The sequence below is a fragment of the Nostoc cf. commune SO-36 genome (assembly GCF_023734775.1).
Classification (GTDB): domain Bacteria; phylum Cyanobacteriota; class Cyanobacteriia; order Cyanobacteriales; family Nostocaceae; genus Nostoc; species Nostoc commune_A.
Genome location: NZ_AP025733.1, coordinates 154,507 through 166,426, shown reverse-complemented (window position 1 = coordinate 166,426; position 11,920 = coordinate 154,507). Strand labels below are relative to the sequence as shown.

The 11,920-nt window shown below is 40.2% G+C and carries 9 protein-coding genes and 1 pseudogene; 4 read left to right on the top strand and 6 right to left on the bottom strand.

The window, feature by feature from the left end:
• Positions 1-60: 60 nt before the first annotated feature.
• The 4 genes from ANSO36C_RS31465 to ANSO36C_RS31450 all read right to left on the bottom strand — a co-directional run bounded on the left by ANSO36C_RS31465 (position 61) and on the right by ANSO36C_RS31450 (position 5,704).
• Positions 61-1,011 (bottom strand): RpoD/SigA family RNA polymerase sigma factor, encoded by a 951-nt coding sequence (locus ANSO36C_RS31465; RefSeq protein ID WP_251960528.1) that lies wholly within the window; start codon positions 1,009-1,011, stop codon positions 61-63.
• 92 nt (positions 1,012-1,103) lie between these two features.
• The gene (gene recD2 / locus ANSO36C_RS31460; RefSeq protein ID WP_251960527.1) at positions 1,104-3,347 is read right to left on the bottom strand and encodes an SF1B family DNA helicase RecD2; all 2,244 of its coding nucleotides are present in this window, start codon (positions 3,345-3,347) and stop codon (positions 1,104-1,106) included.
• A gap of 330 nt (positions 3,348-3,677) precedes the next feature.
• Positions 3,678-4,841, bottom strand: coding sequence for a ParB/RepB/Spo0J family partition protein (locus ANSO36C_RS31455; protein ID WP_251960526.1), 1,164 nt, complete (start codon positions 4,839-4,841; stop codon positions 3,678-3,680).
• A complete protein-coding gene (locus ANSO36C_RS31450) occupies positions 4,841-5,704 on the bottom strand; it encodes a ParA family protein (RefSeq protein ID WP_094331605.1) in 864 nt (287 codons plus the stop codon). The genes ANSO36C_RS31455 and ANSO36C_RS31450 overlap by 1 nt, the downstream gene beginning before the upstream one ends.
• A gap of 846 nt (positions 5,705-6,550) precedes the next feature.
• Between ANSO36C_RS31450 and ANSO36C_RS31445 the strand changes: the two genes are divergently transcribed.
• Positions 6,551-7,513, top strand: a complete 963-nt coding sequence (locus tag ANSO36C_RS31445; protein WP_251960525.1) for a ParM/StbA family protein — start codon at positions 6,551-6,553, stop codon at positions 7,511-7,513.
• A gap of 2 nt (positions 7,514-7,515) precedes the next feature.
• Positions 7,516-7,806 (top strand): hypothetical protein, encoded by a 291-nt coding sequence (locus ANSO36C_RS31440; RefSeq protein ID WP_251960524.1) that lies wholly within the window; start codon positions 7,516-7,518, stop codon positions 7,804-7,806.
• A 407-nt stretch (positions 7,807-8,213) separates the two neighbouring features.
• On the opposite strand, the pseudogene ANSO36C_RS31435 reads toward ANSO36C_RS31440, so the two are convergent.
• Positions 8,214-8,813: pseudogene (locus ANSO36C_RS31435) on the bottom strand (cryptochrome/photolyase family protein); the annotation flags it as partial.
• Here ANSO36C_RS31435 and ANSO36C_RS31430 point away from each other — a divergent pair.
• A complete protein-coding gene (locus ANSO36C_RS31430) occupies positions 8,806-9,420 on the top strand; it encodes an FAD-binding domain-containing protein (RefSeq protein ID WP_323374634.1) in 615 nt (204 codons plus the stop codon). The pseudogene ANSO36C_RS31435 and the gene ANSO36C_RS31430 overlap by 8 nt on opposite strands.
• Positions 9,421-9,508: 88 nt before the next feature.
• Positions 9,509-10,405, top strand: a complete 897-nt coding sequence (locus ANSO36C_RS31425; RefSeq protein WP_251960522.1) for an alpha/beta fold hydrolase — start codon at positions 9,509-9,511, stop codon at positions 10,403-10,405.
• A 173-nt stretch (positions 10,406-10,578) separates the two neighbouring features.
• Here the strand turns inward: ANSO36C_RS31425 and ANSO36C_RS31420 are convergent, their stop codons facing one another.
• Positions 10,579-11,775 carry an acyl-CoA dehydrogenase family protein gene (locus ANSO36C_RS31420; protein ID WP_251960521.1) on the bottom strand — a complete coding sequence of 399 codons (1,197 nt, stop codon included), beginning with the start codon at positions 11,773-11,775 and terminating at the stop codon, positions 10,579-10,581.
• Between the last annotated feature and the right edge of the window lie 145 nt (positions 11,776-11,920).

Here is an 11,920-nt window from a genome sequence, read left to right as displayed (position 1 = left end):
CTATAGTTTTTCGTCTTAGTTCTACAAGATCCGTGCATCATCTGACAAAAGTAATTCTACTTAATCAAATAAATACTCTTGCATGTCGTTTTGTCGATGGCGGAGAATACTTATAGCTTTTACCTGGATTTGACGAATCCGCTCTCGACTGAGGTTTAGCTGTTGGCCAATCTGAGCTAGATTGAAATGCTGCTCGTTCTCTAGCCCAAAGCTTAAAGTCAACACTTGACGTTGAATCGGTGTCAATGGTTCTAAGAATTTAGCTACGTCTTGCGATAGAAGTTCTTGGGTAAGCAGTTTTTCTGGTGAAGCGGCATCGCTGGCTAAAATTTCACCCAACTCTGTCTCTTTCTCATCTCCGACTTGTTTATTTAAAGAGATGGCTGTGCGAGAAGCGGTGAGATATTCTCGAAGTTTATCTGTGCTTATGTTTAATGAGGCAGCTATTTCTTCAGCTGTGGCATGACGACCGAGTTTTTGAAAGCTTTCTCGCTGCACCTTCTTAATTTTATTAAGTATTTCAGTGAGATGAATAGGTAATCGAATCGTGCGTGATTGTTCTGCGATCGCGCGCGTGATTTCCTGACGAATCCACCAGTATGCGTAAGTAGATAATTTATAGCCCCGGTTCGGGTCAAACTTTTCTATGCCCCTTTGTAAACCGATTGCTCCTTCTTGGATCAAATCGAGAAATTCTAAATTGCGGTTTTGGTATTTCTTGGCAACAGAAACTACCAGCCGCAAGTTAGCTGTCACCATTTTTTGTTTAGCTTTTTGACCAAGGTGTAGCGCTGCTCGGACTTGTGTTTCATTTTTTTCAACAGCATTAGCTAATTCTGTCATTGTTGGTTCCCGGTCTAGCTGTTGAGTAAGTTCATTTTTAGATTGCTCAATCGCAATCATTTGTTGTACCTGTCTACCATAAGCGATTTCTTCCTCTGGCTTTAATAAAGGATACTGACCAATTTCTTGTAAATAGATGCGAACCATGTCTGAACTGAGGCTGGACATACAAACTTTTCGGCTTTTTTAAAAATCAAGGAGTTCACAAGTATAAATCAAATAGTTCATTGAAGTTTTCTATTTTTAATAGCCAAGATATATCAATGCAGTCCGGCGTGAAGTAACCTCTGCTGCAACCGTGTGTAGCGCTGTTGGTCATCAGTAGAACGTACCGCCAGAGATATCGCTTTTTTTGCTCCAACCACGATCGCTAACTTCTTGGCACGAGTTATACCTGTGTAAAACAGGTTTCGGGTTAACATCATATAGTGCTGCATATAGATTGGCAGAACTATCACCGGATATTCTGAGCCTTGGCTTTTATGAATAGAAATGCTCCAGGCAAGGGCAATTTCATTCAGGTCAGCGTAATCGTAAACTACAGTCCGCTCACCATACAGTACTGTAACTTCCTGCTCGACAGTATCAATGGTGAGGATTATTCCTAAGTCGCCGTTGAAGACTTCTCGGTTGTAGTCGTTGGTTAGCTGAATAATCCGATCGCCCTCGCGTAATAAATTCCCACCTCTGTTAATCTCCACCTTGTCGGGGGTGGGTGGATTAATCAACTGCTGTAACACGGTGTTAAGATTGCGAGTACCCACAACTCCCCGTGTCATCGGGCAAAGCACTTGGACATCAGTGGCAGGATTAAAACCTAAGCCGGGAAGCAAGTCTGTAATCAATTCGCAGATTGCCTGTACACCATGTTCGGGCTGATGTCCGCCGCCATGCCAAATACAATCGGACATGGGATTATCAGATATAGGCTCAATTGTGGGATAAATTCCTCGATTAATTTGGTGAGCAGCAGTGATAATTGCACTTGTTTGAGCTTGGCGGAATACCTGAGTTAACCGCACTACTGGCACGCAACCAGAATTAATCAGATCAGCAAGTATTTGACCTGGCCCCACAGATGGTAACTGGTCAATGTCACCTACCAATAATAGTAGAGCGCCAGCTAATACTGCTTTAACCAAGGAGTAAGCCAGAAACAAATCAAGCATTGATGCTTCATCAGCGATAATTGCTGTGTAGGGTAAAGGATTTTCGCTATCGCGCTTGAAACCCCTTGAACGGGGGTCAAATTCTAACAATCGATGTATGGTTTTGGCTTCTAGCCCAGTCATTTCACCTAAGCGTTGAGCAGCCCGTCCCGTAGGTGCAGCCAGGGCAATAGATTTCCCCATCGCTTTCCACAAACTGACAATTGTGTGAGTTGTAAAGGTCTTTCCAACGCCAGGGCCACCAGTGAGGATCATGATTTTGGAATAGGCTGCTGTTTCTACTGCTTGGCGTTGCTGTTCTGAAAGCTGGATTTTCCGGCTAGCGGTAAAACGGTCAATCCAATCACGCACACGCTCAATGTCAGTACCAACAGGCTTTTCTAACCGTTGGCGTATCAGTTGAGCTAAATTCTGTTCTGTATGAAAGTAAGTCGGCTTATAACAAAGTAAGGTTTTTTCCTCATCCCACTCTTTAATCAGTTCATCTGTTAAAGCCATGTCTTTGATGATTTGTGCAATTGCTTCTTCAGTAGGCTGATGAGATTCAGTAGTCAGCAGTTTAATTACTGACTCAATCAGTTCGCTTTGTGGCAGGTAACAATGACCATCTTCGGCAGCTTCACTTAAACAGTGGATAATTCCTGCACGATAACGAAATTCTGAGTCTGGGGCAATTCCTATATTCCTCGCAATCTTGTCAGCAGTTAAAAAACCAATCCCGTAGATGTCGGCTGCTAGCTGATAAGGGTTTTTAGTGACTGTAGCGATTGCCTCATCCTTATATTGCTTGTAAATCTTCACAGCATAAGTGGTAGAAACGCCATGTCCTTGGAGAAACACCATCACTTCTTTGATAGCTTTTTGGGTTGACCAAGCGTTTTTGATTAAAGTAATCCGTTTTTTAGCGATACCTTGAACTTCAATCAGTCGCTCAATCTGGTTTTCGATAATGTCCAGGGTTTCTAGCCCGAAGTGGGCAACAATCCGTCTTGCTGTGACTGGGCCAACACCTTTTATGAGTCCACTGCCCAAATATTTCTCAATCCCTGTAAGAGTAGCTGGTTTGGTTTCTTTGTAGTTGACTACTTGGAATTGTGGCCCAAACTGAGGATGGTCACGCCAGAAACCAGTTAGCTGTAAAGTTTGCCCTGGCTGGATGTTAACAAAGCTGCCAACAATTGTTGTGAGTTCGGTGCTTCGGGGGCGCGTCAGCCTTGCCACAGTGTAACCCGATTCAGCAGAGTAAAAAGTTAAACGTTCTACGACTCCGGTGATTGTTTCGTGTTGAGGAAAAGCAGTTACTTGTTGAGGGGAAAGATTAGGGGGAGTGGACATTGCCTGTTAGAATATGCCGCACATGATTATAAGCCTAAAAGTTCATTGATTATAGTACATAAATACTATATAGTACACCCAGCATTAGTGTCATCTAAAACTCACCCTAATTTCCCTTCATCACTCCTATATGTCATAGCTCTAGGCTTCCTTTTCTTAAGTGGGACTACCGATCTTTTGGCTGCTTGAGGAGGGCGGTAGCTTTCGCAGTAAAGCGATGCTGGTTATACCTATTATCAACGAGGTGAGCAAAAACGTTTAGAACAAAGTAGATGACACCTTGACTTGGTAACTCACTTTGTCCGGGATATATATTACAAAAACTGCTTACTACATCAGGGTTTTAATCTCATCGAGCTTTTCCTGAAGGACTTGGCGTAGTTTAATAAGTCGTGTCTGTTCCAATATTTTTAAATTTATTGACTGGATATCCTTAATAGTTTTGTCCATCTGTTTGTTCTGCTTGGCTTCAGAATTAGAAGCACTATACTGCTCTAGGGTTTGCTTAACTAGTGTTTTAGTTTGGCTCAATGATAGTTTTTCTTCGATGACTCGATGAGTTACCTGAGTACGAATCATCAGAGCTTTAGATTCATCAATCTTCATCTGTTCAGAGGATAACTTATTGAGTTCTCTTACTTTGCTGGTTTCTAACCCTTCAGAGCGAATGACATTTTTGAGGTCTTCTGTCACTTTAAGAAGAGGAAAGATATTGTTATTAATCGATACCGGATTGAGTTGTAGTCCTAACAAAACTGAGACAATCTCATGTTCCTCATGTTCCTTGAAATCAGATGTTTCTAGCCATTCTTGTTGTGTCATCAAATCAGAATCTTTAATCAGTGCGAGATATTGAAGCTTCTTGCTACGGACTAGCCGGTTAATGAAAGCATTCAAAAACTTTGGAATCTCGTCTTCTCTTCCGATCAGATCGGGATATTTATAAATAATTAATCGAATAAGGGCAGTTGCTAAGTCAAGGTCATGAAGTTTTTGTGAGTGAATACTACTTACCAGTTGACCCTCAAAAACTACGACTTCATCTGAAGTTTCTTCTTTAGGTAGAAAGACAGCTTTCAGTTTTGTCATTCCAGCAAGTGGAGCCGACCTCCATCTGAGTTCTCCATCAAATATTTTGTAGCGTCCATCAATTTGTGGAATAAGCACTATTGGGTTTTGCTGACCTTGCCGACGCAGACTCTCTGCTCGTTCTTGGATTACTAATTGAGGAAACGTTTGTCTCGGTTGAGCCGGATCGGGATCTATAAGATTTACTGCAATTTCATGTATCCCTCCTTGAGTAGCCAGTTGATTAGTGAGCTGCTCAATTTGTTGCTCTAATGTAATTTTTTCTTCTGAACTAAATACATTTGTTCGCAGCTGTATAATTTCTACTTCGAGTTTCTCTATCTGACTTTTAAGTTGGTGAATTTGCTGAGACTGACCTGCTTGGCCAAACAGTTGACTAATTTCTACAGGTTTTTTACTTGGCATTACAGTTCCTCTGTCATCAATTTAATTAAGCTAGTCACAATAGGTTTAAAGTCTTCACTAGCATCATAACCAGGTCGATATAAATTTAAGGGTAATCCAGAACCACTAGCTTTAAGGTAGTAATTAGATTCTCGAATGTAGGGAAAGCATCGGATTCCCATCTGTTTAATTAGAAAGGGAAGAGTTCTCTCAGGCTCAATATCAGTTCTGAGGTTGCCCTTTTTGTCTAAACCTAAAATATCTCGATGTGCCCCAACGCCATATAAATCTACTCGTGTAGGTACAAACCCTAATATTTCAGGTTGAGGTTTCAATCTCAAATCGTCTACTTTACTATAGAACCAATCTAAAAAACCTGCGAAAGCTCCTGTATCTTTATATTCTGGTTTGATAGGAACAAGCACATGTGTAGAAGCTGCTAGTGCAATCAAACCCATAGGCTCTAAGGAAGCAGGAGTATCAAAGATAATCAAATCGCTATTTAAGGGAAAATCTTCTAATCTATCTTTCAGTGTGTAGTGACGGCGATTATAGTTATATATTTCTGCAATGCTTTCTTCGAGAAATTTTCCTCCTTGAATAGCCGTAACCGTGGAAAGATGTTCTGTCCAAAGTGGAACAAGTGGGTAGTCACCTGTAAATGTTTTTTTGAAGACAGCAGCTAGAGACTGCTCCATTGATGCTGGTGCAAGCCTTGCAAAAATACATAGTGAGCCGTTTTGATCGAGTTCTATTAGGGTAACTTTGTAACCTTTGGCACCGACAGCATATGCTAAATGGGTTGCTACCGTGGTTTTACCTGACCCACCTGCATTACTAGCAATTGTTAGCCGGATCTGCTTTTTAACTGTTTTCTTTTTCATTACAATGTCTTTTAATACTCACATCATTCTTGATTTTAGTTATTACCAACAACTGAGTTAATTGAAAAAATCGTGATTTCAGAAAAAGGTTGTTTGATATAACAAGACTCCTCAAATCTTTGATAGTGGCAACTTGAGACATAAAATACAGGTCGATCATGAAACTAACATTAGTTTCACAACCTTGTATATGACTCAGGTTAATTTATTCTGCTCTAATATTCGCTAATTAATGCTGTTTTAGCACCTACCAGTAGCACATGAATAACCTCTTTTAGGTGTAAATGTAGATATCAGAAGGAAAAGGAACATAGCATTGGACTAGCAAATTACAAAGGTTAAATTTTTCCGCTGCCATTTGTAGATTAATTGCCCTTTCTTGAATCAAATCCAGCAGTTACAGGTTACTCCAGCGATATCTTTTAGCTACTGCAACCACTAACCGGAGATTGGTCGGTAGTCATTTTTATTTTAGCCAGTTGTCCAAGCTTTTAAATTTGGGTTAATTCTGCTTCTGTTTTATTTACCGATGATCTAATTTAATTTCTACTAGGTTGATAAAAAAATTTCAAAAATTCTTATTGGGGGCTGTATGGGGGTTATATATACCCCAACAATAGCTCAGGACTTTGGGGATGTTTTGACCCCTATATAGGGTATATATAGGTGCTAAGTAGGGTATATTTGACTGATTCATATTTTGTACCCCACTTAGCCCCCAAGGGGTTATGATAAACTCTTGAGTCTGGAAAGAAAGGGGTGGTTATTTTATTCTTCTCTTCCCTGCTCTCGCAAATAACCTGAACAGATAACTTTCACAAATCAAAGCGTATTGACTCGTCCCCTATGTCAAACATTCACACGTTACAAAAAATTTTTCCTGCGGGTTTCGATAATGGTTACGGAAGTCTCAAACTTTTAGTCGATGGCTTTGAAGTAGTTCGTGTGCCGAGCTATATAACCAATGCCGAGATGGAAGATGTGCCAGGGCGTGTAGTTTTTAACGGTAGTGCTTACACAGTCGGAGAATCAGCTTACCGTACAGGAAATTATTTTGACCGCAACACAGACAATAATGAAAATAAAGTCAACAACGCATTATTGACTTTATTGGGCGCATTGGCACATCTCCCCCACCGTAAGGCTTGGCACTTAAAATTAGTCGTCAGCTTACATGATGTCGGTCTGGCTAACGAATTGCAAAAAGTACTAAGTGGAGAATATCAGCCGATACTTGCTGGCAAGCAATCAGACGTAAAAGTAGAAGTGCTGAAAGTTGTACTAGAGGGGATGGGTGCATTGTTTGGGCATCCACTACCAAAAAAGCTAACAATTTTAGACTTTGGCAATGGTACAACCCTGTATTCTCGTTACAACCGGGGTCAACGAGAAGTTCACACCGCTTACCCCATTGGTGTAGAAGTTCTCATCGATGATATTTCCCAAAAAATGAAACATTTGAATGGTGGAAAAATCGGAGATCCATCCAAAATCCGATTTTGTCTGGAAATGGGGCATACCCGATACAGCCGTGACATCGATATCAAAGATATATACAGTGCTTGTTTGAAAGATTGGTATGAAAAATACTTGAAGAAAGTGGTGAATCTGACATTGGATGCCAAGCACCAGGGGGATGAAATCTGGGCGATTGGTGGAGGCTGCCTCTTACCAGGATTTAAGAAGCTGTTGGAGAAAAACGGCTTCAAAATCCTGGACAATCCAGTAGAAGCCAATGTCTTTGGGCTTTTAGAGATGGCAAAAAGTATCACTAGCAAAAATCCAACAAGCACATCTGGGAAACTATAGCAATGGCGGATAAACAAGACTTAGCACCGGAAAAAGTTCGCCTCAAGGATAATTACCGAGAGCGCATATTTGCAGAATCACAAAAACTAGATAAAAGTTACCTGGACACGCTTTACTTTATAGTTGATTGCTATTTTGTTTTCATCAAGGCCGGATTACCTGCACAACTTATGGCAAACACACCAACTAATACTGAGTCGAACAAACTCCCGTCAATGGCTCCAACTCCATTTGTAGAGGAAGAAGAAGAGGATTCTTCAGGGGAAACATTCAGCCTTGATTTTGATTTATAACGAAGATGTATTGGCACGCAGTTATTCTGTTGGGGCCAATCTTCGTAATAAAATGTCCCGCCTGATCAAACCTGAGTTCGATATAAGAAATTAGCTTGAAAATCTTGTCTGATAAGCTTTCAGACTAAATGATATAGGTGCTTTCTCACAGCAATTATTGAGAATTAGAGGTATTTGTTGAGAATAGAATGTTTATTATCATTATAGGAGCCTTGTTGAGAACAAAGACCGAGTGTGTTTTTCAGCGAAAAGCTTTAGAGATAAAGCTTTTGGGCATTTTCTTACGTCGAACTCAGGTGATCAAATATATTTTGGGTTTACCCAAGGAGTGGTGAGCATTACGCCCATAGAGAAAACGCTCTTGTCAGGACATTTTATTTTCTGGAGATTCCTTAGACGACGAATAGCTAAATGGTTGTGGCTTGTGTGGTATGCCAATTATCAGCTAGAGTGCGAATTGTCTGAAGTTCTAATGGTGAAATACGTTCCAGGTTACGCAAAATTTGAGTCATACGTGGCTGTTTTTTAAGCTTATCGTAATGACGAGCCAAGAAATCCCAGTAAAAGAAGTTGAAAAGACAAGCATTTTCGGCAGTGCGCTCACGATGGTTATAAGCACAGTTTTTACAATAGTCGCTCATATTGTTGATGTAGTTAGCAGAGGCAGCATAAGGTTTAGATGCAACCATTCCACCATCAGCAAACTGCCCCATACCCATTACATTGGTTTGCATCACCCAATCGTAGCCATCAATAAATGCGGCATGAAACCAGTCTTTGAGTTCTTAAGGCGAAATTCCGGCAATCAAAGCAAAGTTGTTCAGTACCATCAAGCGCTGAATATGGTGAGCATAACCTATTTGTTTAACCTGATTTAAAATCTGGTGCAGACAATTCATCTTTGTATCACCACTCCAATAAAAAGCAGGCAGTGGATGAGTGTGATTAAACCAATTACTTGATGAATAATTTTGTTCTAGGTAAACATAAACCCCATGCATATACTCTGAACTGTTTGAGGCGTGGCAACAAGGAATGACAGGCTTTCCATTAGTAGATGCCAGTATGCGACAACTAAAAACAATGGGTTGGATGAACTTTCGCATGAGGGCAATGTGTGCCACATTTTTAACTATCAATTGTGGTATTTCCTGGCATCACGGCGCTAGACATTATATGAACTATTTAGTAGATGGAGATTTAGCAATTAATAATTGGCAATGGCAGATGCAGGCTGGTGCAACTAATCCACTTAGCGATACTTTTCGCATCTATAACCCGTCAAAGAATATTGCCGAAAAAGACCCTCAAGGAGACTTTATTTACCACTGGATACCGGAACTGCGAGGCTACAGTTTACTAGAAATTGAACAGGCGAAATACATTGACATTAGTAACTATCCTAAAGCGATTCTAGATTGGTCAAAGACGCGTAAAGTTAATGGTAAGGTTGTTTCTGACTTACGAAAACAAACCAAACAGCGATTGTTAAGCCAAGGTGGAGATGAATACGATAGTGCAAACGCTGCTAAAGAAACAGTTGAGAAATACTGGCAGCATAAAGACAGAGAGTACAAAGAATATCAACAAAAGCTTACTGAGTTGCAGGAGTAAAGCTGACAAACAAAAAGAAATTAATGTGTAATTTCTTCTTGCAGTTAAATAATCTATCGCTTTCAAAACGTCTTATTATATTGCTTTAATGTTTCCTAATTTTCTGCCATTACAAGTTAATCAACTAACAGACCCAGAGGCGATCGCTTTCGTCCAAAGTATCGAGAAAGTTAGCCTTGCTACCTCTTTAAGTGATCAACCAGTCCCCACAACCTATATTCAGAAAGGTTATGGAGTCACACCAATTCTGCTGCTTCATGGCTTCGACAGTTCCATCCTTGAATTCCGTCTTCTGTTACCATTACTTGCTGCTCAAAATGAAACATGGGCAGTAGATTTGTTAGGTTTTGGCTTTACACAAAGACAAAAACAAATAAATTACAGCCCAGCTACAATCAAAATTCACCTTTACAATTTTTGGAAAACTTTAATCAATAGACCAATCGTACTAGTAGGCGCATCAATGGGAGGTGCAACTGCAATCGATTTTACTCTCACTTATCCTCAAATTGTAAAATCGCTAGTATTGATTAATAGTTTAGGTTACACTAGCTCTCCTGCTTTTAGCAAATATTTATTTCCTCCTTTTGACTTTTTGGCTGTTGAATACCTGCGTCAGCGCCACATACTGGCATTAAACTTATGTAGTGTTTTACCTAATTTTGATCCCAAAATAGTTTTGGCAATTCAGTGCGCCATGCTACATCAACAAATGCCACTTTGGTATGATGCTATGATTGATTATGTCAAAACTGGAGGTTATACCAACTTGGCAGATAGAATTGCCAAAATTGACAAATCAACACTGATTTTATGGGGAGAAGCTGATGATATGCTCCCACTCGGGGATGCAGAAAAATTTCAGCGCTCCATTGCAAATTCTCAATTAATAAAACTTAAAAATTGTGGTCATGCCCCTCAAATTGAACAACCCCAAATTACATCTCAACATATTTTGCAATTTCTGAATAAGTGTAATTTTTAATTGATTTAAGGGGATTTTTAAAATATTAGTTAAAATTCCATCTGTCAGGTTTATTTGTTGTTCAACTCGTCAAATATAACGAAAAAGCCTTTTCTTAAACCCAACGGGCAACTTGGTATAAGATATTGTCCTGGCACGCCAGCTATTGGAAATAACTAGCTACTCTTAATCTCTTACAAAAAGTTCACGATCCCCAGACGCAAGATTTCTCGCGTAAAGTCACACGAATACCCGATAGTTGCATCAGCAAGAAACTTGCCAGCCAAACATTCTTTTGTTACCCCATAGCCCCCAAGAATTTCAACTGCTGTTTGTGCGTTTTTGATTGCAACATCCACTGCAAAAGTCTTGGCAGCTGGTGCTTTGATTGTGGCGGCAAGTTGGGGAGAAGTTTCTGCTGTAACTGCTGCATCCCATACCATCAGTCTTGCAGCTTGAGTGTTAATCATCATGTCCGCTAATTTTAAAGCCACTGACTGATGTTCGATAATCGGACGACCCCAACTGACTCTTCGCTTGGCATAATTCAAAGCATACTCATAAGCAGCACGAGCCAAACCAACATAAGAAGCTGCCAGCCCAATAGCTACTTCTGGAAGCAACATCAGTAGTTTTGCGGCTCCACCTTCAAGTCCAATCAGATTTTCCATAGCGATTGGGACGTTATCCAGATAAATCTCAGCATGATGAGAAGCTTTCCAACCAATCATCTGTGTCTTTTTGCCAAACTTAATCCCTGGTGTATCTCCTGGAACGTAGAAAATAGACAAACTTTCGTGTAATGGTTTATCCATCGCTGTACGTGCAATGATAAAGTAGCTATCCGCAATTCCAGCATTTGTAACTAACGAAGATTTTGTTCCATTGAGAATGTATCCATTGCCATCCCGTGCTGCAAAGGTCTTCATCCCAATATTAGAGTCTGGCAAGGGGCAGAACATATCTGAGGTGGCGACATTAGGTTCACTCTCTGCGGCACTGAATAGATAGGGTTTTCCAGAATTGATAAAAGATAGTATTCGTTTTTGCTGTTCTTGGGTTGCAGCTCTGCTGACAAACAGTGACATAGCTGCGGTGAGATTGAAGTAGCTACAAGCAATGCTGACATCAACAGCACCTATTTCTTCTAACACTACAGCCAAGTCTATGCACTTTCCACCTACACCTCCTAGCTCTTTTGGAACCATTAAGGATGTAAATCCCAATTCCGACCCCTTATAAAACACATTTTTGCAGAAATCCCAAGGTTCCATCTCTGAATTGTTAGACTCTTCAATTATCTGAACAATAGGACTAATCTCGTTTTGAGCAAATTCACGCGCAAGAGACTGCAACATCTCTTGTTCTTGAGTGAGGCTAAAGTCAATCATTTTTTATTTTCTCTTTATTTCTACAGTAAAAATATACAACTTTCTTTCATCTACTATCGCCTTATAATCAGTATCAAAATATCGGTTTTGTAACCAGATTTTCTTATTTAAATGCTGTGTACAAGCAGAAAAGTGTTTATATATC

What these genes read in the sequence shown, in the direction of transcription:
- ANSO36C_RS31465 (WP_251960528.1), bottom strand. Translation starts at nt 1,011, where the DNA reads ATGTCCAGCCTCAGTTCAGACATGGTTCGCATCTATTTACAAGAAATT.
- recD2 (WP_251960527.1), bottom strand. Translation starts at nt 3,347, where the DNA reads ATGTCCACTCCCCCTAATCTTTCCCCTCAACAAGTAACTGCTTTTCCT.
- ANSO36C_RS31455 (WP_251960526.1), bottom strand. Translation starts at nt 4,841, where the DNA reads ATGCCAAGTAAAAAACCTGTAGAAATTAGTCAACTGTTTGGCCAAGCA.
- ANSO36C_RS31450 (WP_094331605.1), bottom strand. Translation starts at nt 5,704, where the DNA reads ATGAAAAAGAAAACAGTTAAAAAGCAGATCCGGCTAACAATTGCTAGT.
- ANSO36C_RS31445 (WP_251960525.1), top strand. Translation starts at nt 6,551, where the DNA reads ATGTCAAACATTCACACGTTACAAAAAATTTTTCCTGCGGGTTTCGAT.
- ANSO36C_RS31440 (WP_251960524.1), top strand. Translation starts at nt 7,516, where the DNA reads ATGGCGGATAAACAAGACTTAGCACCGGAAAAAGTTCGCCTCAAGGAT.
- ANSO36C_RS31425 (WP_251960522.1), top strand. Translation starts at nt 9,509, where the DNA reads ATGTTTCCTAATTTTCTGCCATTACAAGTTAATCAACTAACAGACCCA.
- ANSO36C_RS31420 (WP_251960521.1), bottom strand. Translation starts at nt 11,775, where the DNA reads ATGATTGACTTTAGCCTCACTCAAGAACAAGAGATGTTGCAGTCTCTT.